The organism is Pseudomonas sp. 3-2 (assembly GCF_019710535.1).
GTDB lineage: Bacteria > Pseudomonadota > Gammaproteobacteria > Pseudomonadales > Pseudomonadaceae > Aquipseudomonas > Aquipseudomonas pharyngis.
This window is the reverse complement of record NZ_CP081200.1, coordinates 5,762,501-5,785,854: the sequence shown is the minus strand read 5'-3', so window position 1 is coordinate 5,785,854 and position 23,354 is coordinate 5,762,501. Positions and strand designations below refer to the sequence as shown.

The window sequence follows — 23,354 nt, the reverse complement described above, 5'->3', positions numbered from 1 at the left end:
CCACATTAAAAGTTCGAGGTGGCTTGCCGCCTCTGTAACGATCAAAGATTTGCGGAGTACGTCATGGCCATCGCCGTTCCCCTGAACGAGGGCAACAGCCCCACCTTGAAGCAGCGGCTCAAGCACGCCGAGCGGGTCAACCGCTGGAAGGCCCAGGCGCTGATCGCGCCGCTGGTGCTGTTTCTGTTGCTGGTGTTCCTGGTGCCGATCGTGGCGCTGCTCTATAAAAGTGTCGGCAACCCGGAAGTGGTTGGCGGCATGCCGCGCACCGTAACCGCGATTGCTGCGTGGGACGGCCGAGGCCTGCCCGCCGAACCGGTCTACAAAGCCGCCAGCGAAGACCTCGCCGAAGCGCGCAAAAACCAGACCCTGGGCGATCTGTCCAAGCGCCTGAACATGGAGTTGGCCGGTTATCGCAGCCTGCTGACCAAAACCGCTCGCTCGCTGCCATTCGCCAGCGAACCGGCCTCTTATAAAGAAGCACTGGAAGGCCTCGACGAGCGTTGGGGCGACCCGGCCTACTGGCAAGCGGTGAAGCGCAACACCAGCAGCATCACCCCGTTCTATCTGCTGGCGGCGGTGGATCATCGTATCGACGACCTCGGCGAAATTGCCCCGGCGACTCCGGATCAGGCGATCTACCTCGACATCTTCGCCCGGACTTTCTGGATGGGCCTGATCATCACCGTGATCTGCCTGGTGCTCGCTTATCCGCTGGCCTACCTGCTGGCCAACCTGCCGTCGCGTCAAAGCAACCTGCTGATGATTCTGGTGTTGCTGCCGTTCTGGACCTCGATTCTGGTGCGAGTCGCCGCGTGGATCGTGTTGCTGCAATCCGGCGGATTGATCAACAGCGCGCTGATGGCGATGGGGATCATCGATAAACCGCTGGAGCTGGTGTTTAACCGCACCGGGGTTTACATCTCGATGGTGCACATCCTGCTGCCGTTCATGATCCTGCCGATCTACAGCGTGATGAAAGGCATCTCGCCGACCTACATGCGTGCCGCGATTTCCCTTGGCTGCCATCCGTTCGCCAGTTTCTGGCGGGTGTACTTCCCGCAGACCTACGCCGGTGTCGGCGCCGGTTGCCTGTTGGTGTTCATCCTCGCCATCGGCTACTACATCACCCCGGCGCTGCTCGGCAGCCCGAACGATCAGATGGTCAGCTACTTCGTCGCGTTTTACACCAACACCAGCATCAACTGGGGCATGGCCACCGCACTCGGCGGGCTGTTGCTGCTGGCGACTGTGGTGCTTTATCTGATCTACAGCTGGCTGGTGGGCGCCAGTCGCCTGCGCCTGAGCTAAGGGGAATTTGAAATGCTGAGTCCTTATATGTCGCCCATCGAGCGGGTGTGGTTCTACAGCTTGCGGATCCTCTGCGGCTTGATCCTGTTGTTCCTGATCCTGCCGGTGCTGGTGATCGTGCCGCTGTCGTTCAACTCGGGCAGTTTCCTGGTGTATCCGCTGCAGGGCTTTTCGCTGCACTGGTATCAGGATTTCTTCGCCTCGGCGGAATGGATGCGCGCGTTGAAGAACAGCATCATCGTCGCCCCGGCCGCGACGGTGCTGGCGATGGTGTTCGGCACGCTGGCGGCCATCGGTCTGACCCGTGGCGACTTTCCCGGCAAGCCGCTGGTGATGGCGCTGGTGATTTCGCCGATGGTGGTGCCGGTGGTGATCATCGGTGTGGCGAGTTACCTGTTCTTCGCGCCGCTGGGCCTGGGCAACAGCTTCTTTTCGCTGATCGTGGTGCACGCGGTGCTCGGTGTGCCGTTCGTGATCATCACGGTGTCGGCGACGTTGCAGGGCTTCAACCATAATCTGGTGCGGGCGGCGGCCAGTCTTGGTGCTTCGCCATTGACCACGTTCCGCCGGGTGACTTTGCCGCTGATTGCGCCGGGGGTAATTTCCGGGGCGCTGTTTGCCTTCGCAACCTCGTTCGATGAAGTGGTGGTGACGCTGTTTCTTGCAGGTCCCGAGCAGGCGACGTTGCCACGGCAGATGTTCAGCGGGATTCGCGAGAACCTGAGTCCGACGATTGCTGCGGCTGCGACGTTGTTGATTGCCTTCTCGGTGATTCTGTTGCTGACGCTGGAATGGTTGCGTGGGCGGAGTGAAAAACTACGCACCGCTCAAGTCTGACGACTGCAAGATCCGGGTTGTCTGCCATTCATGCGCTGAATGACAGACAACCTGATTTCCCCAGCTACGCTTGTGCTCAGCTCCCCCATCTATAAGAGGCTGCGCACGATGAGTCTTTCCTCGTTCAAGATCGCTCACAAACTGATCACCGGCGCCGGGGCCATCGAGCAACTGGCGGCCGAACTCACGCGGCTGGATATCGACAACCCGCTGATCGTCACCGATGCCGCGCTGGTCAAGTCCGGCACGGTGGAGCTGGCGCTGGCGCAGATCGGCGAGCGCGAGTACGAAATCTTCGACCGCGTGCTGCCGGACCCGGAAATCGCCATTGTCGAGGATTGCATGCGCGTCTACCGAGAGGGCGGGCATGACGGTCTGATTGGCCTCGGTGGCGGCAGTGCCATCGACATCGCCAAGAGCGTCGCGGCGTACGCCGGTTATCACGGCGCACTGGAGGATCTGTTCGGCGTCGATCAGGTGCCGCGCAAAGGCCCGCCGCTGATCGCCATCCCGACTACGGCCGGCACCGGTTCTGAAGTGACCAACGTCGCCATTCTTTCGGACAAGGTCGCCCAACTGAAGAAAGGCATCGTCAGCGACTACCTGTTGCCGGACGTGGCGCTGGTCAGTCCGCAGATGACCCTGACCTGCCCGCGCAGTGTCACCGCCGCCAGTGGCGTCGATGCGCTGGTGCATGCCATCGAGTCCTACCTGTCGCTGAATGCCTCGCCGATCACCGATTCGCTGGCCATCGGCGCGATCAAGTTGATCGCCCGGTCCTTGCCCAAGGCCTACGCCAATCCCTCCAACCTGCAAGCCCGAGAGGACATGGCCACCGCCAGCCTGATGGCCGGCATGGCGTTCGGCAATGCCGGGGTCGGCGCGGTGCATGCGCTGGCGTATCCGCTGGGCGGGCGCTTCAACATTGCCCATGGTGTCAGCAACGCCTTGCTGCTGCCGTATGTCATGACCTGGAACAAGATGGCCTGCGTCGAACGGATGCAGGATATTGCCGAAGCCATGGGAGTAAAGACCGCTCATCTGAGTCTCAATGAAGCCGCCGATAGCGCCGTCGCGGCGATGACCGAACTGTGCGCGGCGGTGGAAATCCCGCTGGGTCTGCGCAGTTTCGGCGTGCCTGAAGAAGCGATCCCGGCCATGGCGGTAGAGGCCGCGGGAATCGAGCGCCTGATGCGCAACAACCCGCGCAAGCTCAGCGCCGCCGACATCGAGAAGATCTACCGGGCGGCGTACTGAGAACCCGCCGGTCATCGGTCATGGCACAACCCAATCATCGCGGTCACGGTGCGCGCGCGGAAACTTGAGGTATACAATGCGCGCCATCGTGATTTAGCTCAGAAAAGGTGCGTCATGCAGCCCTTCGTTATTGCTCCGTCGATTCTTTCCGCCGACTTCGCCCGCCTGGGCGAGGAAGTGGACAACGTTCTGGCCGCCGGTGCCGACTTCGTCCACTTCGATGTCATGGACAACCACTACGTACCGAACCTGACCATCGGCCCGATGGTCTGCGCCGCGCTGCGCAAGTACGGCGTGACCGCGCCGATCGACGCCCACCTGATGGTCAGCCCGGTGGATCGCATCGTCGGCGACTTCATCGAAGCCGGCGCCACCTACATCACCTTCCACCCGGAAGCCACGCTGCACGTCGATCGTTCGCTGCAACTGATCCGTGAAGGCGGCTGCAAATCCGGCCTGGTGTTCAACCCGGCGACCCCGCTGGACGTGCTCAAGTACGTGATCGACAAGGTCGACATGGTCTTGCTGATGAGCGTCAACCCGGGCTTCGGTGGACAGAAATTCATTCCCGGCACCCTCGACAAGCTGCGCGAAGCGCGGGCGATCATCGATGCCTCGGGCCGTGACATCCGCCTGGAAATCGACGGCGGCGTCAACGTCAACAACATCCGCGAAATCGCTGCCGCTGGCGCCGACACCTTCGTGGCCGGCTCGGCGATCTTCAATGCGCCGAACTATCAGGAAGTCATCGACAAGATGCGTTCCGAATTGGCGCTGGCTCGCCCATGAGCGGTTTTGAGCAGCTGTTCCCGGGGCAACTGCCGCGGTTGGTGATGTTCGATCTGGATGGCACGCTGATCGATTCGGTACCCGACCTGGCGGCGGCTGTGGATAACATGCTGCTCTCGCTCGGGCGCAAGCCTGCCGGTATCGAGTCGGTACGCGAGTGGGTCGGCAACGGTGCGCCGGTGCTGGTGCGCCGCGCATTGGCCGGCGGCATCGATCATTCCTCCGTGGATGACGTCGAAGCCGAGCATGCGCTGGAGGTTTTCATGGAGGCCTACGGCGCCAGCCATGAGCTGACCGTGGTCTATCCCGGCGTGCGCGACACCCTGAAATGGCTGCACAAGCAGGGCGTGGCCATGGCGCTGATCACCAACAAGCCGGAGCGCTTCGTCGCACCGCTGCTGGATCAGATGAAGATCGGCCGCTACTTCAAGTGGATCATCGGCGGCGATACCCTGCCGCAGAAGAAGCCTGACCCGGCGGCGCTGTTCTTCGTGATGAAGATGTCCGGTATCCCGGCCTCGCAATCGCTGTTCGTTGGCGACTCGCGCAGCGATGTACTGGCGGCGAAAGCGGCGGGGGTCAAATGCGTCGGGCTCAGTTATGGCTACAACCATGGCCGGCCGATTGCCGAGGAATCCCCGGCGCTGGTGATCGACGACCTGCGCAAGCTAATTCCCGGTTGCCTGGATACGGCCGCTGAGATAACGTTGCCCGACGCTTCTCAATCCCCTTCTGGAAACGCCATCGTGGTGGTCACCCGCAAACTCTGGATGAAAGTCATCAAGGCCCTGGCCCGCTGGCGTTGGCGCGCCTGACTTGTTCCTGGCCGGCCTGCCGGCGCGTTTGCACACCTGACTGATTTGCCCCTCACACCACGAGGCACCCTATGATCCGCGAAGAATTCCTGCGTCTGGCCGCTGACGGCTACAACCGCATTCCGCTGGCCTGCGAAACCCTGGCCGACTTCGACACCCCGCTGTCGATCTACCTGAAACTGGCCGACCAGCCCAACTCCTACCTGCTCGAATCGGTGCAGGGCGGCGAGAAATGGGGCCGTTACTCGATCATCGGCCTGCCGTGCCGCACCGTGCTGCGGGTTCACGACCATCACGTGAGTATCACCGTCGATGGCGTCGAGACCGAAAGCCACGACGTCGAAGACCCGCTGGCCTTCGTCGAAACCTTCAAGGCCCGCTACAACGTGCCGACCATTGCCGGTCTGCCGCGCTTCAACGGCGGTCTGGTGGGGTACTTCGGTTACGACTGCGTGCGTTATGTAGAGAAGCGCCTCGGCAAATGCCCGAACCCGGATCCGCTGGGTGTGCCGGACATTCTGCTGATGGTCTCCGATGCGGTGGTGGTGTTCGACAACCTCGCCGGCAAGATGCACGCGATCGTGCTGGCCGACCCGACGCAGGCCGATGCCTACGAGCAGGGCCAGGCGCAATTGCAGCAACTGCTGGAAAAACTGCGTCAGCCGATCACCCCGCGCCGTGGCCTGGATTTCAGCAAGCCGCAGGCGGCCGAGCCGGTGTTCCGTTCCAGCTTCACTCAGGACGACTACGAAAAAGCCGTCGACACCATCAAGGAATACATCCTCGCCGGTGACTGCATGCAGGTGGTGCCGTCCCAGCGCATGTCGATCGACTTCAAGGCAGCGCCGATCGATCTGTACCGCGCACTGCGTTGCTTCAACCCGACGCCGTACATGTACTTCTTCAACTTCGGTGACTTCCACGTCGTCGGCAGTTCGCCGGAAGTGCTGGTGCGGGTCGAAGACAACCTGATCACCGTGCGCCCGATTGCCGGCACCCGTCCTCGCGGGGCCACCGAAGAGGCGGACGTGGCGCTGGAAGAAGACCTGCTGTCCGACGACAAGGAGATCGCCGAGCACCTGATGCTGATCGACCTCGGTCGCAACGACACCGGGCGCGTATCGGAGATCGGCTCGGTGAAGCTCACCGAGAAGATGGTGATCGAGCGTTATTCCAACGTGATGCACATCGTGTCCAACGTCACCGGTCAGTTGAAGGCCGGGTTGACGGCGATGGACGCACTGCGGGCGATCCTGCCGGCGGGCACCTTGTCCGGCGCGCCGAAGATCCGTGCGATGGAAATCATCGACGAGCTGGAGCCGGTCAAGCGTGGCGTGTATGGCGGCGCGGTCGGGTACTTCGCCTGGAACGGCAACATGGACACCGCGATTGCGATCCGTACCGCCGTGATCAAGAACGGCGAACTGCACGTGCAGGCCGGTGGCGGCATCGTCGCTGACTCGGTGCCGGCGCTGGAATGGGAAGAAACCATCAACAAGCGCCGGGCGATGTTCCGCGCCGTTGCACTGGCCGAGCAAACCCCGGACTGAGTGATTGCTGATTCAGCCAAAAAAAACGCGGCGCCTGTGAGGGCGCCGCGTTTTTTTATGGCCTGCGAATCAGAAGTCGAGCGCTACGCCGACGTTGATCCCTTGCTGGGTAAAGTCGTCATCCTTGCGGATGTCGTAGCTGGCGCGCAATGCCAGATCCTTGGTGAGGTTGTGGCTCACGCCGAGGTTCAGGCGGTTCAGGTTGGTTTGAGGGGCATAACCGGCCAGGGTATAGCGGTTGTTCGGCAGGCTGTTGAGGTTCATCGTCACATTCTGGGTGTCGTCGTTGTACTCGCGCTCGTGGGCCAGTTCGCCGAACACCTGGGTCTGCGAGGTGATCTGGTACTTGCCCTGGATCCCGAGGCCGAGACGCCGGGAAATGCGCGACTGGTCATCGAACGTCAGTGCCGTGGAGTCGGCGCCATTTTCCGAGTAGCCATCGACTTCAACCTTGGCGAAATCGGCGCTGACGAATGGCGACAGGTGCCATGGGCTGCTCGCTTCTGGCGCAATGTCGTAGCCCACGCGTCCGCTGAAGGCCAGAACATAGCCGTCGGTATCGCCTTTCTCGCCGCGTTCGTTGACTCCCAGCTGGAATTTGCGTTTGAGGCTGTCGTAATCCAGATGCCCGGCGGTCACGGCGGCGTCACCCCACCAGCGGTTCTGCTGGTACTGGGCGAATGCGGTGCCCAGATAAGTGTTCAGCTTGTAGTCCGAGTCGTTGTCGCCGGCCTCGAGTTTCTGATTGTAGAAACCGGCCGCCACGCCCACGCGCCATGCGTCGTTGAGGCGGTAGCTGCCGCCGATGTTCAGGTTGTAACCGTTGCCGTCGGCGCTGGCGCCGCTGCGCTGGCTGTCGAAGTCCTGATGCTGGCCGCCGCCGGCGACAATCGCCCGCCATTGGCCAACGGCCTGCCAGTTTTGCCAATCCGCCAGCCACTGGTTGCGCAGTTCATCCTGATGCGAGCGCAGGGTGCCTTGGGCCATTTGCGGCAACAGGGTCGCTTCCCATGGTGCGGCCAGCAGCGAGTAGGCGTAATCGGCAATCAGGCGCTGCCCGGCTTCGGTCGGGTGGACGGCATCGTTGTAGATCAGCTTGGTCGGATCCGGGGTGGCGCTGTTGATCCCGTACCGCGCGTTCTCCGTGCAACTGTTGCCGCTGAAGCAGGTGCCGACCAGATTCTGGTCGGTCGCCAGACCGAACTGCGCCGGATTGGCGAATGCCTCTTTGAGCAGAACCGGGACGTTCAGCGGGATGACGTTGGCATTGACGCTCTGCAACTGGCTGACCAGTTCGGTGTTGAACTGGGCGCTGAGTTGCGAGGTGAAGGCTTGTAGCGGCGAACCGTTGATGGCCGGGGTCAGACCGATGTCCGGCAACAGCCAGACCATGATGTAGCGGGCGCCGGCACCTTGCAGTGTGCGTACGCTGTCGACCAGTCGATCGGCGGCGGCATTCGCCTGAGGGAGACTGGTGACCCGGCCCTGGAGGAAGTCGTTGCCGCCCCCGGTCAGGTAATACAGGGCATTCGGGTCGGCGCGGAAACCGTTCGACGGCAGATAACCGGCGCGGGTACGTTCGCCGGTGGCGGACTGGCCGGTGATCGAGTCGAGAATCTGGTCGGTGCGGTAGCCGCCCACAGCCCAGTTGTTACCGTCCGGCTGGCCTTGGCCGGCACGTACCGCGGAGGACGAGGAGGCGGTTTGATCGGGGGTGAAGCCGAGGCGGCCACCGAGCAATTGCGTGGCGTTGAGCGAGTAGAACTCACCGCTGCCGTCCTGATAGTTCGGACCGGTACGGTTGGTGTAGCGTTCGGTGGCGCCGGCCGGGCCGCCGCTGTCGGTGAAAGTCCCCGCATCGCTGAGGCTGTCGCCGAAGACCACGAAATTCGAATAAGGATTGGGTGCGGCGTTCGCCTGGGCGCAGGCCATCGCGAGCAGGCATCCGGCGAGCGGTACAAACAACGTCTGTTTGATCATGAGCAAGTCCGTTTATTTATTGTTGTAGTGAACGAAACGACAGTACCAAAAACTTCCGGCGTTTTGCCATCGGTCGTCAACCCTCCCATTGTTTTATCCCCCACGGCCCCGGCCATATTGCACGCTCCGCCCAGCTAAGTTACTGTGCCGAAACGTATGAACGAGACCTTCCCCGTGTTGATCACCAGCAAACTTCTGGATCAAGTCATCAAGGCACACGCCCGCTGGCGTTGGCGCGCCTGAATCTATTCTGCCGGCTCCGCCGGATCTGTATCGCTTTGCCTTCCTTGCCCGTTTGAAATGCCGCTGTGCCGACGCGACCTGCGCGTCTGACCGTGTGCAGCGCCTGGCAAGTCATCCGAAGGCTGTCTTCAAGTCAGAATTCAAGAGGTTCGAAACGCCATGTTGCTGATGATCGACAACTACGACTCCTTTACTTACAACGTTGTGCAATACCTCGGCGAGTTGGGTGCCGAGGTCAAGGTGGTGCGCAACGACGAACTGACCATTGCCGAAATCGAAGCGCTCAACCCTGAGCGCATCGTCGTATCCCCGGGCCCGTGCACACCGACCGAAGCCGGTATCTCCATCGAAGCCATCAAGCACTTCGCCGGCAAACTGCCGATCCTCGGCGTCTGCCTCGGCCACCAGTCCATCGGCCAGGCTTTTGGCGGCGACGTCGTCCGCGCCCGCCAGGTGATGCACGGTAAGACTAGTCCGGTATTCCACGAGGACAAGGGTGTGTTTGCCGGGCTGAACCGCCCGCTGACCGTCACCCGCTATCATTCCCTGATCGTCAAGCACGAAACGTTGCCCGATTGCCTGGAGCTGACGGCGTGGACCCAGCACGATGACGGTTCGGTCGACGAAATCATGGGCCTGCGTCACAAGACCCTGAACATCGAGGGCGTACAGTTCCACCCGGAATCGATCCTCACCGAGCAGGGCCATGAACTGTTCGCCAACTTCCTCAAACAAACCGGCGGCACGCGCTAAGGACTTTCCATGAATATCAAGACAGCCCTGAGCCGTATCGTCGATCACCTCGACCTCAGCACCGATGAAATGCGCGACGTGATGCGCGAAATCATGACCGGCCAATGCACGGACGCGCAGATCGGCGCGTTCATGATGGCCATGCGCATGAAGAGCGAAAGCATCGACGAGATCGTCGGCGCCGTGTCGGTGATGCGCGAACTGGCGGACAAGGTCGAACTCAAGACCCTCGACGGCGTGGTCGATGTGGTTGGCACCGGCGGTGACGGGGCGAATATTTTCAACGTGTCGACCGCGTCTTCCTTTGTGGTCGCTGCTGCTGGCTGCACCGTGGCCAAGCACGGTAACCGTGCGGTGTCGGGCAAGAGCGGCAGTGCCGACCTGCTGGAAGCCGCCGGCATCTACCTCAACCTGACCCCGGTTCAGGTGGCGCGCTGCATCGATAACGTCGGCATCGGTTTCATGTTTGCCCAGACTCACCACAAAGCCATGAAGTACGCCGCCGGCCCGCGCCGCGATCTCGGTCTGCGCACCCTGTTCAACATGCTCGGCCCGCTTACGAATCCGGCCGGTGTGAAGCATCAGGTGGTGGGCGTGTTCACCCCGGCGCTGTGCCGGCCGTTGGCTGAAGTCTTGCAACGTCTGGGCAGCAAGCACGTGCTGGTGGTGCATTCGAAGGATGGTCTGGACGAATTCAGCCTGGCGGCGCCGACGTTTGTCGCCGAGCTGAAAGACGATCAGATCACCGAGTACTGGGTCGAGCCGGAAGATCTGGGCATGAAGAGCCAGAGCCTGCATGGCCTGTCGGTCGAAGGCCCGGAAGCGTCGCTGGCGCTGATCCGCGATGCACTGGGCAAGCGCAAGACCGAGAACGGCCAGAAGGCTGCCGAAATGATCGTGCTCAATGCCGGTGCGGCGCTGTACGCCGCCGACCTGGCGACAAGTCTGAAAGAGGGCGTGGCACTGGCCCACGACGCTCTGCACACAGGTCTTGCTCGGGAAAAACTCGAGGAGTTGGGTGCCTTTACCGCGGTATTCAAAGTGGAGAATGAGGGATGAGTGTACCGACGGTTCTGGAAAACATTCTGGCCCGCAAGGTTCAGGAAGTCGCCGAGCGTAGCGCTCGTGTGAGCCTGAGCGAGCTGGAAAGTCTGGCCAAGGCGGCCGATGCACCCCGTGGTTTTGCCCAGGCATTGCTGGCGCAGGCCAAGAAGAAACAACCGGCGGTCATCGCCGAAATCAAGAAGGCGTCGCCGAGCAAAGGCGTGATCCGCGAGAACTTCGTTCCCGCCGAGATCGCCAAAAGCTACGAGAAGGGCGGGGCGACCTGCCTGTCGGTGCTGACCGATATCGACTACTTCCAGGGCGCCGATACCTACCTGCAACAGGCCCGCGCGGCGTGCTCACTGCCGGTGATCCGCAAGGATTTCATGATCGATCCGTACCAGATCGTCGAAGCCCGTGCCCTGGGCGCCGATTGCGTGTTGTTGATCGTCTCCGCGCTGGATGACGTGAAAATGGCCGAACTGGCGTCGGTGGCCAAAGATGTCGGCCTCGATGTGCTGGTGGAAGTGCACGACGGCGATGAGCTGGAACGCGCGTTGAAAACCCTCGACACGCCGCTGGTCGGAGTCAACAACCGCAATCTGCACACCTTTGACGTGAGTCTGGAAACCACCCTCGACTTGCTGCCGCGCATTCCGCGTGATCGCCTGGTCATCACTGAGAGCGGCATCCTCAATCGTGCCGATGTCGAGTTGATGGAAATCAGCGATGTCTATGCGTTCCTGGTCGGCGAAGCGTTCATGCGCGCCGAAAGTCCGGGCATCGAACTGCAGCGTCTGTTCTTCCCGGAGCGCGGCGTTCCGGTGAGCGGTTCGACCCTCGACTGATCGAGTCTTCGCAGGCGCCCGTCCCCTTGTGGGAGCGGGCTTGCCCGCGAAGGCGGCATAAGATTCACCTCAGACTCAACGTCCTATGGAAACCTTATGATCCCCACTTCCCTGACCATCGAAGCCGGCCTGCAAGCCGAACAGGATCTGCTGGCCTCGGTCTGCGCCGGTGATGCCGAATTTGGCTTGCTGTTCTGGCAGCCCAGCGATCGCGCTTTGGTCATGCCGCGCCGTTTGAACCGCTTGCCCGGATTCGATCACGCCTGCGAAGTCTCCGCTGCTGCCGGTTGGCCGGTGTTGCTGCGTGAAACCGGCGGCGAACCGGTTCCGCAATCGGCTTCCACCATCAACATTGCACTGGTCTACGCACCGCCTCGCAGCGAAGGCGATTTGAACCGCATCGAAACCGGCTACCGGCGGTTGTGCGATCCGATCTGCGAGTTGCTGGATGAGTTGGGTGGGACTTCGTCGTTGGGTGAAATCGACGGTGCGTTCTGCGACGGTCGCTTCAACGTCAATCTCGACGGTCGCAAGATGGTCGGCACCGCGCAGCGCTGGCGCCAGAGTCAGGGTGGTCAGCGTCCGGTGGGGTTGGTTCACGGGGCGATGCTGGTGGATGACGAACGTGAGTCGATGGTCGCGGCGGTCAACCGCTTCAACGAAGCGTGTGGTCTGGAGCAGCGGGTTCGTGCCGCCAGCCACATCGCTCTGCATGAAAAATTCCCGGCGCCCCATGCACTGGCGCGTCTCGATGAACTCTTCCGTTTGATGCTGGCGCAGGTCTACGCCGGCTGAGCTTTGGAACTCAGCGAGTGCCGAAGACCACCATGGTCTTGCCTTTCACATCCACCAGGTTGCGTTCCTCAAGATCCTTGAGCACGCGACCGACCATCTCTCGCGAACAACCGACAATCCGGCCGATTTCCTGACGGGTCACCTTGATCTGCATGCCGTCCGGGTGAGTCATGGCGTCCGGTTGCTTGCACAGCTCCAGCAGGCAGCGAGCGACACGGCCGGTAACGTCGAAGAACGCCAGGTCGCCGACCTTGCGTGTGGTGTTGCGCAGACGTTGTGCGATTTGTCCGCTGAGCACGTAAAGAATGTCCGGATCCTGTTGCGACAATTCGCGGAACTTGGCGTAGCTGATTTCCGCGACTTCGCACTCAACCTTGGCCCGCACCCAGGCGCTGCGCTGCTGTTCCTGGCCGGCCTCTTCGAAAAGACCCAGCTCGCCGAAGAAGTCCCCGGCATTCAGGTACGCGATGATCATTTCGCGGCCGTCGTCGTCCTCGATCAGGATCGTGACCGAACCGCGGATGATGAAATACAGCGTGTCGGAGCGATCTCCGGCGCAGATGATGTTGCTCTTGGCCGCGTGACGGCGGCGCTGGCAATGCATCAGCAGCTTGTCGAGGTTCTTGATTTTGGGTGTGGGGGTAATACCAACCATGGTTGTATCCCGAAAAGACTGCACGGTTATATTTGGTTTTTATATGAGGCGCTGAGGCGGTCGCTACACAGTCTGGCGAAGGCGCCAGTGAATTGGCGCCAGCTTACCAGACACTTCGTCGAAATTTCGAGAAATCACCTACGCTGAAGGTGCATTCGTCCTAGGAACCTGCTCGCTGTCCGGGCGGGGCCCTGTGCTAAGCTGGCGACCCTTTTTTCTACAGTGGAGTCTTGGCGATGAAGGCACGCATCCAATGGGCTGGCGAAGCCATGTTCCTCGGCGAATCCGGCAGCGGTCATGTCGTGGTCATGGACGGTCCGCCGGACGCCGGTGGTCGTAACCTGGGTGTCCGCCCCATGGAAATGCTCCTGCTGGGTGTCGGCGGTTGCAGCAATTTCGACGTGGTCAGCATTTTGAAGAAGTCCCGTCAGGCCGTTGAAAGCTGCGAAGCCTTTCTGGATGCCGAACGCGCGACCGAAGATCCGAAAGTGTTCACCAAGATCCACATGCACTTCGTAGTCAAGGGCCGGGGCCTGAAAGAAGCCCAGGTCAAACGCGCCATCGAACTGTCTGCGGAGAAGTATTGCTCGGCCTCGATCATGCTCGGCGCGGCTGGCGTAGCGATCACCCACGACTACGAAATCGTTGAACTCGGCTGAGCCGACATTCAACTATCATAAAAGCAGTGCAGACTCTGGCGATCCCCCGCTGACGTCTGCATAATGCGCCACTTTTTTCAGGGCCGTGATCAGTCAATCGACGGGTCATCCGCCTGAACAGATAACCAAAATCGCCATCGCGAAGAGGTGTTAACCGTCCTACGCAGGTGCGTTGTTCGCACTTGACGGGCATGCTTGATCACGCGGCCGTGCCGCATACATAGAGAGTTTTTAACGGTGAAAAGCAAACTCAAGCTCCACGGGTTCAATAACCTGACAAAGACCTTGAGCTTCAACATCTATGACATCTGCTACGCGGAAACCCCGCAAGACCAGCAGGCTTACGTCGAGTACATCAATCAAGAGTACAACGCCGAACGCCTGACGCAGATCCTCACGGAAGTTGTCGAAATCATTGGTGCCAACATTCTGAACATTGCGAGTCAGAACTATGAGCCTCAGGGTGCCAGCGTCACGATTCTGATCTCGGAAGAGCCGGTGACCCCGACCGAAAGCCAGATCGAAGAGTCCCCGGGCCCATTGCCCGAAATCATCCTGGCCCACCTCGACAAGAGCCACATCACGGTGCACACCTACCCGGAAATCCATCCGGATGCCGGTATCGCGACCTTCCGTGTGGACATCGATGTGTCGACCTGTGGTGTCATTTCACCGCTCAAAGCGCTCAACTTCCTCATTCACCAGTTCGATTCGGACATCGTGACCGTGGATTACCGTGTGCGCGGCTTCACCCGTGACGTTGAAGGCAACAAGCACTTCATCGACCACGAGATCAACTCGATCCAGAACTACCTTTCCGATGACACTCGCGACGCGTACCAGATGACCGACGTGAACGTGTACCAGGAAAACCTGTTCCACACCAAAATGCTGCTGAAGAACTTCGAACTGGACAACTACCTGTTCGGCGATGCCACCAGCAACCTGTCTTCCGAGCAACGCGCTCAGGTGGCCGAGCGTGTGAAGCACGAAATGCTGGAAATCTTCTACGCGCGCAATATGCCGAGCTAAGAAATCCGGGCACAAAAAAAGGCGACTGCTTTGCGGCAGTCGCCTTTTTTACGGGCGTTTTTCAGATCCGGTAAGTGCTCTTGGTCATCACTTTGGCCAACAGGCTCATGCCGAACTTCACCGGAGCCGGAAAACGGAAACCACCAGCCTCCAGTGCACTTTCCGCATGATGCTCTTCATCAATACGCATCTGTTCCAGAATCGCCCGGGATTTTTCGTCCTCGGCCGGCAGTTGCTCAAGATGCTCGTTCAGATGCTTGCAGACCTGATGCTCGGTCGCCGCGACAAATCCGAGGCTGACCTTGTCGCTGATCAGCCCGGCGACTGCGCCGATCCCGAACGACATGCCATAGAACAGCGGATTGAGCACGCTGGTGTGGCTGCCCAACTGGTGAATGCGCTGTTCGCACCAGACCAGATGATCGATCTCTTCTTCGGCCGCATGCTCCATGGCCTCGCGCACCTGCGGCAGCTTGGCGGTCAGCGCCTGGCCCTGATACAGCGCCTGGGCGCAGACTTCGCCGGTGTGGTTGATGCGCATCAGACCGGCGACGTGGCGGGTGTCTTCATCGCTCATCTGCACATCGGGCTGCACGATCGCTGGCGACGGACGGTACGGCTGGCCGCTGAAGGGCAGCAAGGTACGCATCGCGGCATCGGCTTGCAGCAGAAGACGATCAATGGGCGAGTAGTGACGTTGGGTAGTCATGCTGACCTCCGGGAAGAATCTCGGCGGCCAGTTTAACCGAATCGGCCGTGGAAGGTTTGCGCTGGGTCATGTGGGAGCGGGGCGCTCCCACCGATCTCTGGGTTCAATCAGCCCGGCGGCCAGTTCATCTGGCGTTGACCGAGAACGTGCATGTGAATGTGGTAGACCGTCTGCCCGCCCATTTCATTGCAGTTCATCACCACCCGGAAGCCTTCCTCGCAGCCCAGCTCCAGCGCCAGACGCTGGGCGGTGAACAGGATATGCCCGGCCAGTGCCTTGTCGTCTTCGGTCAGGTCATTGAGGGTGCGCACCGGTTTCTTCGGGATCACCAGAAAATGCACCGGTGCCTGTGGGGCGATATCGTGGAACGCCAGAACCTGGTCGTCCTCGTAAATGATCTTCGCCGGGATTTCCCGGTTGATGATCTTGGTGAACAGAGTATCCACAGCTGTTTTCTCCGTTGTTTGGGCTGGCCTGAGTGTACTCATAGGGTGATAAGGCCGCCCAGTGTTTTGCCGTAGGACTTTTCAGCGCGGGCAGTAAGCCTTGTTGACCATGCCGATAATCGTGCGATTGAGCCAGCGCGAACCGAGCCGTGGCAGAAAGGCGAACCAGCGGTTTCGGCGTCCGGGAATGATGATTGCGCGGTTTTTCTCCAGGGCGCGCACGGTATACAGCGCGACCTCCTCGGGGCTCATCAGCAATTTGCTGGCGTTGAGTTTGTCGTTGTTCAGTTGCGCGGTGCGAAAGAACGCGGTGCGGGTCGGACCGGGGCAGAGCACCGACACTTTGACCGCACACTTCTTCAATTCCACCCGCAGTGCTTCCGAGAAGTGCAGAACATACGCCTTGCTGGCGTAGTAGGTGCTCATCCAGGGCCCAGGGTTGAAGGCCGCCACCGACGCGACATTGAGAATCTGCCCGCCGCCCTGCAACGCCATGCTGTTGCCGATGGCATGGCAGAGGCGGGTGAGGGCGAGGATGTTCACTTCGATCAGGTCCTGTTCGGTCATCCAGTCCTGGGCCAGAAACGGGCCGCAAGTACCGATGCCGGCGCAATTGACCAGCAGATCGATCTGCCGGTCGCCTTCTTCCAGCTCCAGCAGGAAACCGGACAGGCGCAGCGGCTCACCGAGGTCGCAGGCGCGGAACAGCACCTCCACGCCGAAGCGTTGGGTCAGTTCAATCGCAATGCTTTCCAGCTGATCACGCTGGCGGGCCACCAGAATCAGGCTGCGGCCACGGCGCGCCAGGGCTTCGGCCATCGCCAGGCCGATGCCACTGGAGGCGCCGGTGATCAGAGCGTAACGGGTCATGCAAATCTCCATCGCAACAGCGCCGCGCCGTCGACGCAGGTGTCACGGCGGGGAGTGTTGTTCATTCTTTCGCAGAGTCTACAGGGGCGAGGGCGGCTTCGGCTGCATCGTCTGCCGAATTCGCGGCGGGTTCGACTTCGACCTCGATTTCATCGGTGGTCACCGAACCGCTCTCATAGCTGCTTTCAAGACTGCTTTCGTACTCTTCCTGGATGGCGGTAATCCCGCCCAGCATGCCGGCCATGAAAAACAGCCCGATAAACACGATCCACAAAGAGCACAGCACTTTGACTGCCGTACTGTTCGGCGGAGGGGGTGGACCGTAGCGGTTGGCGCCGGTATTGCCCGGCACGACCATGATCACCAGCGGGAAGAAGCTGCCCACGAAAGGCACCAGCGTCAGCAGCCAGAGCCAGCCGGACCAGCCAATATCGTGAAGGCGCTGGATGCTGAACAGGATCCCGACAATCGCGAAGGCCAAAAACAGGAAGAAGGCGAGGAGGCCGCCGATGATCAGGCCGGTGGTCGAGTCGGCGCTCACCAGGCCCAGGCCGATCAGCGCGAATACGCTGACGATTGGCAGGGCTACCAGGCTCAACACCATCGACCATGCCAGGTAACGCAAACGGCCGATCCGGCCTTCGACGCTGAGCGGCTTTAGAGGCGCGAATGCCGGCAGGCTTTCACCGACGGCGGCGCGAGGAGGCGCGTAAGGCGAGTCGGGTTCGGTGACGGCGGCGCCTTGCTCGTGGACATCCGACAGATTCAGTTCGATGGGCGTTTCCGTTTCGATCCGGGCATCGATCCCGGTCTTGCCCAGCGCTTGCAGATAAGTCTGCGCATCGCTGTGCGACAGATCACGCTTGAGCGCGACGGTGCGGCCATTGAACAGACGCTCGATGGCGGCAACATCGCTTTTGAACAGATTGGCCAGGTTGAGCTTGGCCGTGGTGATATCGACGCCGGGCTGGAGCGCGCCGTCGAAAACGATCTTGTAACGGGGTTCGCTCATGGCCGAGGCATCCTTGTCGCGAGATAAATTGAGTCTAAGGCCAGTCAGACAGCGACCGGCCAGGTTTCATTCAGCGCGGCCAGCGTTTCGGCAGTTGCGCTGCGTGCTCCAGGGCTTGGCGATACTCCGCATCAAGACGCGCCACCAGTTGATCCACGCTTGGCAGATCGTCGATCTGCCCGACGCCTTGACCCGCCGACCACACGGTTTTCCAGGCCTTGGCTTCGTCATTGATCGGCTTGAGTTTGTCGCCGAAGTTCACCTCACCCTTGCCCTGCAGGGCTGCCATGTCGAAACCGGCGGCCTCCAGGCTTTGGCGCATGAAACTGGCCGGAACACCGGACACGGCAGGAGTATGAATGATGTCGGCGGCTTTGGCAGTCAGCAGCATCTGCTTGTAGGCGTCAGGCGCATGACTTTCAGTGGTGCCGATAAATCGCGTGCCGAAGTAGGCCAGATCCGCGCCGAGCAGTTGTGCGGCGAGAATCTCATGCCCATGGTTCAAACATCCTGCAAGCAACAGGGTCTTGTCGAAGAACTCGCGGATCTCGGCGATCAGCGAGAACGGGCTCCAGGTCCCGGCGTGCCCACCGGCACCGGCCGCGACGGCGATCAAGCCATCGACATCGGCCTCGGCGGCTTTCTCGGCATGGCGGCGGGTCGTCACGTCGTGGAAGACCAGGCCGCCGTAACTGTGCACGGCGTCTACTACTTCCTTCACCGCGCCGAGGCTGGTGATGACGATGGGGACTTTGTGTTCGACGCAGATGTTCAGGTCCGCCTCCAGACGTGGATTGCTCTTGTGAACAATCAGATTCACGGCATAAGGCGCCGGGTTCTCCAGTGTCGCCAGTCCCGCTTCGATCTGCTCCAGCCAGGCCTTGAATCCGCTGCTTTCGCGTTGATTCAGCGCCGGAAAGCTGCCGACCACGCCGTTACGGCAGCACGCCAGCACCAGTTCAGGATTGGAGATCAGAAACATCGGTGCTGCCACTACGGGCAGACGCAGACGTTGTTCGAGCAGAGCGGGCAGCGACATCGGAAGTACCCCGGAAAGTTGTATTTGTAGAAGTTAGAACGGCTTGACCACGACCAGAATTACGATAGCCAGCAATAGCAGAACCGGCACTTCATTGAACCAGCGATAAAAGACATGGCTGCGGGTGTTCTCGCCACGGGCAAAACGTTTTACCTGCGCGCCGCACATGTGGTGGTAACCGATCAACAGCACGACCAGGGTCAGTTTGGCGTGGATCCAGCCACCGCTGCTGAAGATGCTCGGGTTCAGGTAGATCAGCCAGCCGCCGAAGATCAGCGCGGCGATCATTGCCGGGCCCATGATGCCGCGATAGAGCTTGCGTTCCATGATGCTGAAGCGTTCCTTGCTGATCGTGTCTTCACTTTGCGCGTGATAAACGAACAGTCGCGGAAGATAGAAGAGGCCGGCAAACCAGCACACGATGCTGACGATATGTAGCGCTTTGATCCACAGATAGAGCATTTTTGGTTATTCCCTAAGTCACGGTAGGCCGGATAGTAGAGGCTTGAGCGTCCGCACGTCACCTTGGCGGTTGTCGCAGGCGCGCGCGGCCCCTATTATCGACGGCTTTCCAGTGGGTTCGTTGAGGGCAGGTTTATGGTCAAGGTCGGTATCGTCGGCGGCACGGGTTACACCGGTGTCGAACTGCTGCGTCTGTTGGCACAGCATCCGCAGGCAGAAGTGGTGGTTATCACTTCCCGATCCGAGGCCGGTCTGGCCGTGGCTGACATGTATCCGAACCTGCGCGGCCACTATGACGGTCTGGCATTCAGCGTGCCGGACATCAAGACGCTGGGCGCTTGCGACGTGGTGTTCTTCGCAACTCCCCACGGCGTCGCCCACGCACTGGCCGGCGAACTGCTGGCGGCAGGAACCAAGGTCATCGACCTGTCGGCAGACTTCCGTCTGCAGGACGCCGATGAATGGGCCAAGTGGTACGGCCAACCGCACGGTGCACCGGAGCTGCTGGACGAAGCGGTTTACGGCTTGCCAGAAGTCAATCGTGAGCAAATCAAGAAAGCACGCCTGATCGCGGTGCCGGGTTGCTATCCGACCGCGACGCAGCTGGGTTTCCTGCCGTTGCTTGAGGCGGGCATTGCCGATGCTTCGCACCTGATCGCCGACTGCAAATCCGGTGTCAGCGGTGCCGGTCGAGGTGCTGCCGTAGGCTCGCTGTACTCCGAGACGTCGGAAAGCATGAAGGCCTATGCGGTGAAAGGTCACCGTCATCTGCCGGAAATTCGCCAGGGACTTCGTCGTGCCGCAGGCAAGGACGTCGGTCTGACTTTCGTGCCGCACCTGACGCCGATGATCCGTGGCATTCACTCTACGCTCTACGCGACTGTGGTGGATCGCTCGGTGGATCTGCAGGCGCTGTTCGAGAAGCGTTATGCCAATGAGCCGTTCGTCGATGTGATGCCAGCCGGCAGCCATCCGGAAACCCGTAGCGTGCGTGGCGCCAACGTCTGCCGAATCGCGGTTCACCGTCCACAGGATGGTGATCTGGTGGTGGTGCTTTCTGTGATCGACAATCTGGTCAAGGGCGCGTCGGGTCAGGCCGTGCAGAACATGAACATCCTGTTCGGGCTGGATGAGCGTCTGGGCCTGTCCCACGCTGGCATGCTGCCGTAACGACCGATCTTGCTTGGTAAAAAGGCCCGTCTAACGGGCCTTTTTGCATTCTGGTGAGTGAATCAGCTTTATTGATATACCGTAACAATAGTTGACCGATTTTCTAGGACAAGCGGATAATGCGCGTCATCACGCATTATGGCGGCGTAACGCCGGGAGATAGTCAGCATGAGCGTCGAATCCTTCACCCCCACGGCTTTGCAATTCACTCAAGGTGCCGCGCACAAGGTGAAGAGCCTGGTCGATGAAGAGGGGAATGATCGCTTGAAGCTGCGCGTATTCGTTACGGGCGGCGGTTGTTCAGGGTTTCAGTACGGCTTCACCTTCGATGAGGATGTGGCCGAGGACGACACCATCGTCGAGCGCGAAGGCGTCAGTCTGGTGGTTGATCCGATGAGCTTCCAGTACCTGGCAGGTGCCGAGGTGGATTATCAGGAAGGTCTGGAAGGTTCGCGTTTCGTGATCAAGAACCCGAATGCCACCACCACTTGTGGTTGCGGCTCCTCGTTCTCGATCTGATCGCGTTTCACCGAACACAATAAAACGCCGCAGAGCCTCACGGTTCTGCGGCGTTTTGTTATCTGCAATTTGTCAGTTGGGGTAGATGGCGCCGAGTACACGCAGGCCTTTGGCGCCGGTGACGCTCGGGCGATTGGCGGCGATGCCTTCCAGACAGCAGTGAGCCAGCCAGGCGAAGGCCATGGCCTCGACCCAGTCCGGATCAACGCCATGAGTCGACGTGCTGGCGACCTTGGCGTTCGGCAGCAACCCGGCCAGACGATTCATCAGTGTGGCGTTGTGAGCGCCACCGCCGCAGACCAGCAGTTCCCGAGTGTCGGACTGAGCGCTTTGCAGTGAGTCGACAATAGTCAGTGCGGTGAGCTCCAGCAGCGTCGCTTGCACGTTCTCCGCCGGGAACACTGGCAGGCGCGAAAGGTGTTGCTCCAGCCAGGGCAGGTTGAAGACTTCGCGGCCGGTGCTCTTTGGGCCTTGCGTCACGAAAAACGGATCGCTGAGCAGGGCTTTCAGCAGGGTGGGCTCAACCTTGCCGCTGGCTGCCCATTGCCCGTTGCGGTCGTAGTTCTCGCCCTGGCGCTGATGAATCCAGGCATCCATCAGCACATTCCCCGGCCCACAGTCGAAACCGGCTACAGGCTTGTTCGGCTCGATCAGACTGAGATTGCTGAAACCGCCGACATTCAGGACCGCACGGTTACCGGTACGCTCTTCGAACAACGCTTCATGAAAGGCCGGAACCAGTGGGGCCCCCTGGCCACCGGCGGCTACATCGCGGCTACGGAAGTCGCTGACGACGGTGATGCCGGTCAGTTCAGTGAGCAGGGCGGGGTTACCGATCTGTACGGTGAAACCGCGCGCCGGTTCATGGCGAATGGTCTGACCGTGGCTGCCGATCGCGCGAATGGCTTCAGGCTTGAGCTGTTGCTGTTCGAGGAGGGTATGGATTCCTTGCGCGGCGAGCTTTACCCAGTTTTGCTGAGCAATCGCCGAGCGGGCGATCTCGTCAGGGCCGCTGGCGCACAAGCCAAGCAGCTCGGCGCGCAGGGTTTCAGGCATGGGGATGTAGTGCGTGGCGACCAGATTGATCGCCGAGGATTGCTCGATCAGGGCGATGTCCAGCCCGTCGAGACTGGTGCCGGACATCACGCCGATATACAGAGCCATGGCTTAACGTTTGCTCGAAGCCAGCATGGTGGCTTTTTCCTGATCCATACGAGCCATCAGTGGCTGGCTCTGCGCCAGGAAGCGAGCTCGTTCGGATTTGGCGATCGGGTCGGCCATCGGCAGCTTCTGGCCCAATGGATCGACGTGGACACCGTTGACCTGGAACTCATAGTGCAGGTGCGGGCCGGTGGACAGGCCGGTGGTGCCGATGTAACCGATCACTTGGCCCTGTTTAACTGTGCCGCCGGTCTTCACGCCCTTGGCGAAGCCCTGCATGTGTCCATACAGCGTACGGTAAGTGTTGCCGTGCTGGATGATTACGGTGTTGCCGTAACCGCCGCGACGGCCGGCCAGCAGCACTTTGCCGTCGCCGGCAGCCTTGATCGGCGTACCGCGTGGAGCGGCGTAGTCGACGCCTTTGTGGGCACGGATCTTGTTGAGGATCGGGTGTTTGCGGCCCATGGAAAATTTAGAGCTGATGCGGGCGAAGTCCACCGGTGTACGGATGAACGCCTTGCGCATGCTGTTGCCATCGGCGGTGTAGTAGCTGCTGTTGCCTTGCTTGTTGGTGTAACGCACGGCGGTGTAAGTCTTGCCGCGGTTGGTGAAGCGGGCGGACAGGATCGGACCGTTGCCAACGGCTTTGCCGTTGACCACTTTCTGTTCATAGATCACATCGAACTCGTCACCCTGGCGGATATCCTGGGCGAAGTCGACGTCGTAGCCAAAGACACTGGCCATGTCCATGGTCAGGCTGTGGGACAGGCCTGCGCGGGCGGCGGACTGCGACAGCGAGCTGTTGATCACACCGTGTACATAAGCGGTGCGAACAGTCGGTTTGGCGGTAACGCGGTTGAACACATAACCCTTGTCATTCTTGGTCAGGGTGATGGTTTCAACGTCGCTGATCTTGCTGTGCAGGTTGGTCAACTGACCTTGTGGATTCAATTCGAATTCGAGTTTCTGGCCATGTTTGAGCTGACTGAACTGCTTGGCTTGTTTATCACTGGCCAGCACTTCATGGACGGCCGCGGCCGGGAGGCCGACTTTCTCGAACAGTGTAGAAAGCGTATCGCCCTTGGAGACGATCACTTCCCTGTGATTTGGGGCCTTCTTTTCTTCAGCTACCGGTGTCGGCGCTGGTGCAGTCTGAGCGGTTTCCTGCGTCTCTTCGGCGCTGTTTTCGATCTGCGCGAAAGGGGAGGCTACGGACTCATTTGTGGCTTGAGCTGCGTCGGCAGCGTCTTGATCTTGTGTCAGTTGTTCAGCAGGACTTTCCAGTTCAAGGCTCAGCGTTGTCTTTTTGGCTTCAACATCACTGGATGGAAACACCAGGAGCGCCAGGCTGAGAAGGGCGGCGATACCACTTGCGGCGAGCAGGTGGGTCTTCGGGTA

At 60.5% G+C, this 23,354-nt stretch carries 24 protein-coding genes (1 of these 24 cut by a window edge); 14 read left to right on the top strand and 10 right to left on the bottom strand.

Annotation, left to right across the window (positions count from 1 at the left end; translation table 11 throughout):
- Positions 1-63: 63 nt before the first annotated feature.
- The 6 genes from K3819_RS26355 (at position 64) to trpE (ending at position 6,559) form a co-directional block, all read left to right on the top strand.
- Positions 64-1,311, top strand: a complete 1,248-nt coding sequence (locus K3819_RS26355) for an ABC transporter permease (protein WP_007959935.1) — start codon at positions 64-66, stop codon at positions 1,309-1,311.
- Positions 1,312-1,323: 12 nt separating this feature from the next.
- Complete coding sequence (locus K3819_RS26350; RefSeq protein ID WP_221398204.1) at positions 1,324-2,148, top strand: ABC transporter permease; 825 nt, start codon at positions 1,324-1,326, stop codon at positions 2,146-2,148.
- Between the two features lie 108 nt (positions 2,149-2,256).
- Positions 2,257-3,405: an iron-containing alcohol dehydrogenase gene (locus K3819_RS26345; RefSeq protein WP_011336197.1), complete on the top strand. Its 1,149-nt coding sequence runs from the start codon at positions 2,257-2,259 to the stop codon at positions 3,403-3,405.
- 114 nt (positions 3,406-3,519) lie between these two features.
- Positions 3,520-4,194, top strand: coding sequence for a ribulose-phosphate 3-epimerase (gene rpe / locus K3819_RS26340; protein WP_007918813.1), 675 nt, complete (start codon positions 3,520-3,522; stop codon positions 4,192-4,194).
- Entirely contained in the window at positions 4,191-5,009 is an 819-nt protein-coding gene (locus K3819_RS26335) for a phosphoglycolate phosphatase (RefSeq protein WP_007956306.1), read from the top strand. Before rpe ends, K3819_RS26335 begins: the two co-directional genes overlap by 4 nt.
- A 71-nt stretch (positions 5,010-5,080) precedes the next feature.
- Positions 5,081-6,559 carry an anthranilate synthase component I gene (trpE, locus tag K3819_RS26330; RefSeq protein WP_085612919.1) on the top strand — a complete coding sequence of 493 codons (1,479 nt, stop codon included), beginning with the start codon at positions 5,081-5,083 and terminating at the stop codon, positions 6,557-6,559.
- A gap of 69 nt (positions 6,560-6,628) precedes the next feature.
- On the opposite strand, the gene estP is transcribed toward trpE, so the two are convergent.
- On the bottom strand, positions 6,629-8,539 hold the full coding sequence (gene estP / locus K3819_RS26325; protein WP_221398203.1) for an esterase EstP: 1,911 nt from the start codon (positions 8,537-8,539) through the stop codon (positions 6,629-6,631).
- Positions 8,540-8,941: 402 nt separating this feature from the next.
- Between estP and K3819_RS26320 the strand changes: the two genes are divergently transcribed.
- From K3819_RS26320 to K3819_RS26305, 4 genes are all read left to right on the top strand, one after another.
- Positions 8,942-9,535 carry an aminodeoxychorismate/anthranilate synthase component II gene (locus K3819_RS26320; RefSeq protein WP_007956309.1) on the top strand — a complete coding sequence of 198 codons (594 nt, stop codon included), beginning with the start codon at positions 8,942-8,944 and terminating at the stop codon, positions 9,533-9,535.
- A gap of 9 nt (positions 9,536-9,544) precedes the next feature.
- The gene (gene trpD, locus K3819_RS26315) at positions 9,545-10,594 is read left to right on the top strand and encodes an anthranilate phosphoribosyltransferase (protein WP_039768098.1); all 1,050 of its coding nucleotides are present in this window, start codon (positions 9,545-9,547) and stop codon (positions 10,592-10,594) included.
- A complete protein-coding gene (gene trpC / locus K3819_RS26310; RefSeq protein ID WP_221398202.1) occupies positions 10,591-11,427 on the top strand; it encodes an indole-3-glycerol phosphate synthase TrpC in 837 nt (278 codons plus the stop codon). The genes trpD and trpC overlap by 4 nt, the downstream gene beginning before the upstream one ends.
- A gap of 96 nt (positions 11,428-11,523) precedes the next feature.
- Complete coding sequence (locus K3819_RS26305) at positions 11,524-12,222, top strand: lipoyl protein ligase domain-containing protein (RefSeq protein WP_064599808.1); 699 nt, start codon at positions 11,524-11,526, stop codon at positions 12,220-12,222.
- Between the two features lie 10 nt (positions 12,223-12,232).
- Here K3819_RS26305 and crp read toward each other — a convergent pair whose 3' ends face one another.
- Positions 12,233-12,877: a cAMP-activated global transcriptional regulator CRP gene (crp, locus tag K3819_RS26300; RefSeq protein WP_011336190.1), complete on the bottom strand. Its 645-nt coding sequence runs from the start codon at positions 12,875-12,877 to the stop codon at positions 12,233-12,235.
- Positions 12,878-13,113: 236 nt separating this feature from the next.
- Here crp and K3819_RS26295 point away from each other — a divergent pair, with 236 nt between their 5' ends.
- Both K3819_RS26295 and speD read left to right on the top strand, forming a co-directional pair.
- Complete coding sequence (locus K3819_RS26295; RefSeq protein ID WP_016772921.1) at positions 13,114-13,536, top strand: OsmC family protein; 423 nt, start codon at positions 13,114-13,116, stop codon at positions 13,534-13,536.
- Positions 13,537-13,773: 237 nt separating this feature from the next.
- Positions 13,774-14,568, top strand: a complete 795-nt coding sequence (speD, locus tag K3819_RS26290) for an adenosylmethionine decarboxylase (protein WP_085612909.1) — start codon at positions 13,774-13,776, stop codon at positions 14,566-14,568.
- A gap of 61 nt (positions 14,569-14,629) precedes the next feature.
- Here speD and coq7 read toward each other — a convergent pair whose 3' ends face one another.
- The 6 genes from coq7 to hemJ form a co-directional block, all read right to left on the bottom strand.
- On the bottom strand, positions 14,630-15,277 hold the full coding sequence (coq7, locus tag K3819_RS26285; protein ID WP_007956317.1) for a 2-polyprenyl-3-methyl-6-methoxy-1,4-benzoquinone monooxygenase: 648 nt from the start codon (positions 15,275-15,277) through the stop codon (positions 14,630-14,632).
- Positions 15,278-15,384: 107 nt separating this feature from the next.
- Entirely contained in the window at positions 15,385-15,723 is a 339-nt protein-coding gene (locus K3819_RS26280; protein WP_007956318.1) for a histidine triad nucleotide-binding protein, read from the bottom strand.
- 81 nt (positions 15,724-15,804) lie between these two features.
- Complete coding sequence (locus K3819_RS26275) at positions 15,805-16,593, bottom strand: SDR family oxidoreductase (protein WP_064599806.1); 789 nt, start codon at positions 16,591-16,593, stop codon at positions 15,805-15,807.
- A gap of 61 nt (positions 16,594-16,654) precedes the next feature.
- Positions 16,655-17,605, bottom strand: a complete 951-nt coding sequence (locus K3819_RS26270; protein WP_085612907.1) for a DUF805 domain-containing protein — start codon at positions 17,603-17,605, stop codon at positions 16,655-16,657.
- Between the two features lie 70 nt (positions 17,606-17,675).
- Positions 17,676-18,644 carry a nitronate monooxygenase family protein gene (locus tag K3819_RS26265; RefSeq protein ID WP_221398201.1) on the bottom strand — a complete coding sequence of 323 codons (969 nt, stop codon included), beginning with the start codon at positions 18,642-18,644 and terminating at the stop codon, positions 17,676-17,678.
- Positions 18,645-18,677: 33 nt separating this feature from the next.
- Entirely contained in the window at positions 18,678-19,106 is a 429-nt protein-coding gene (gene hemJ, locus K3819_RS26260) for a protoporphyrinogen oxidase HemJ (protein ID WP_011336184.1), read from the bottom strand.
- A 135-nt stretch (positions 19,107-19,241) separates the two neighbouring features.
- On the opposite strand from hemJ, the gene argC reads away from it, so the two are divergent.
- Both argC and erpA read left to right on the top strand, forming a co-directional pair.
- Positions 19,242-20,276: an N-acetyl-gamma-glutamyl-phosphate reductase gene (argC, locus tag K3819_RS26255; protein ID WP_064599800.1), complete on the top strand. Its 1,035-nt coding sequence runs from the start codon at positions 19,242-19,244 to the stop codon at positions 20,274-20,276.
- A 168-nt stretch (positions 20,277-20,444) separates the two neighbouring features.
- Positions 20,445-20,795, top strand: coding sequence for an iron-sulfur cluster insertion protein ErpA (gene erpA, locus K3819_RS26250; protein WP_003228776.1), 351 nt, complete (start codon positions 20,445-20,447; stop codon positions 20,793-20,795).
- A gap of 72 nt (positions 20,796-20,867) precedes the next feature.
- Here erpA and K3819_RS26245 read toward each other — a convergent pair whose 3' ends face one another.
- Both K3819_RS26245 and K3819_RS26240 read right to left on the bottom strand, forming a co-directional pair.
- Complete coding sequence (locus K3819_RS26245) at positions 20,868-21,959, bottom strand: anhydro-N-acetylmuramic acid kinase (RefSeq protein ID WP_221398200.1); 1,092 nt, start codon at positions 21,957-21,959, stop codon at positions 20,868-20,870.
- 3 nt (positions 21,960-21,962) lie between these two features.
- Positions 21,963-23,354, bottom strand: the 3' portion of a protein-coding gene (locus tag K3819_RS26240) for a peptidoglycan DD-metalloendopeptidase family protein (protein ID WP_085612903.1). 33 nt of this gene lie beyond the right edge of the window; only the last 1,392 of its 1,425 coding nucleotides appear in the window; its start codon lies beyond the right edge, outside the window; it ends in the stop codon at positions 21,963-21,965.

Excerpts from the sequence above, each read along its gene's own strand:
- K3819_RS26355 (WP_007959935.1), top strand. The coding sequence starts at position 64 with ATGGCCATCGCCGTTCCCCTGAACGAGGGCAACAGCCCCACCTTGAAG.
- K3819_RS26350 (WP_221398204.1), top strand. The coding sequence starts at position 1,324 with ATGCTGAGTCCTTATATGTCGCCCATCGAGCGGGTGTGGTTCTACAGC.
- K3819_RS26345 (WP_011336197.1), top strand. The coding sequence starts at position 2,257 with ATGAGTCTTTCCTCGTTCAAGATCGCTCACAAACTGATCACCGGCGCC.
- rpe (WP_007918813.1), top strand. The coding sequence starts at position 3,520 with ATGCAGCCCTTCGTTATTGCTCCGTCGATTCTTTCCGCCGACTTCGCC.
- K3819_RS26335 (WP_007956306.1), top strand. The coding sequence starts at position 4,191 with ATGAGCGGTTTTGAGCAGCTGTTCCCGGGGCAACTGCCGCGGTTGGTG.
- trpE (WP_085612919.1), top strand. The coding sequence starts at position 5,081 with ATGATCCGCGAAGAATTCCTGCGTCTGGCCGCTGACGGCTACAACCGC.
- estP (WP_221398203.1), bottom strand. The coding sequence starts at position 8,539 with ATGATCAAACAGACGTTGTTTGTACCGCTCGCCGGATGCCTGCTCGCG.
- K3819_RS26320 (WP_007956309.1), top strand. The coding sequence starts at position 8,942 with ATGTTGCTGATGATCGACAACTACGACTCCTTTACTTACAACGTTGTG.
- trpD (WP_039768098.1), top strand. The coding sequence starts at position 9,545 with ATGAATATCAAGACAGCCCTGAGCCGTATCGTCGATCACCTCGACCTC.
- trpC (WP_221398202.1), top strand. The coding sequence starts at position 10,591 with ATGAGTGTACCGACGGTTCTGGAAAACATTCTGGCCCGCAAGGTTCAG.
- K3819_RS26305 (WP_064599808.1), top strand. The coding sequence starts at position 11,524 with ATGATCCCCACTTCCCTGACCATCGAAGCCGGCCTGCAAGCCGAACAG.
- crp (WP_011336190.1), bottom strand. The coding sequence starts at position 12,877 with ATGGTTGGTATTACCCCCACACCCAAAATCAAGAACCTCGACAAGCTG.
- K3819_RS26295 (WP_016772921.1), top strand. The coding sequence starts at position 13,114 with ATGAAGGCACGCATCCAATGGGCTGGCGAAGCCATGTTCCTCGGCGAA.
- coq7 (WP_007956317.1), bottom strand. The coding sequence starts at position 15,277 with ATGACTACCCAACGTCACTACTCGCCCATTGATCGTCTTCTGCTGCAA.
- K3819_RS26275 (WP_064599806.1), bottom strand. The coding sequence starts at position 16,593 with ATGACCCGTTACGCTCTGATCACCGGCGCCTCCAGTGGCATCGGCCTG.
- K3819_RS26270 (WP_085612907.1), bottom strand. The coding sequence starts at position 17,605 with ATGAGCGAACCCCGTTACAAGATCGTTTTCGACGGCGCGCTCCAGCCC.
- K3819_RS26265 (WP_221398201.1), bottom strand. The coding sequence starts at position 18,644 with ATGTCGCTGCCCGCTCTGCTCGAACAACGTCTGCGTCTGCCCGTAGTG.
- hemJ (WP_011336184.1), bottom strand. The coding sequence starts at position 19,106 with ATGCTCTATCTGTGGATCAAAGCGCTACATATCGTCAGCATCGTGTGC.
- argC (WP_064599800.1), top strand. The coding sequence starts at position 19,242 with ATGGTCAAGGTCGGTATCGTCGGCGGCACGGGTTACACCGGTGTCGAA.
- erpA (WP_003228776.1), top strand. The coding sequence starts at position 20,445 with ATGAGCGTCGAATCCTTCACCCCCACGGCTTTGCAATTCACTCAAGGT.
- K3819_RS26245 (WP_221398200.1), bottom strand. The coding sequence starts at position 21,959 with ATGGCTCTGTATATCGGCGTGATGTCCGGCACCAGTCTCGACGGGCTG.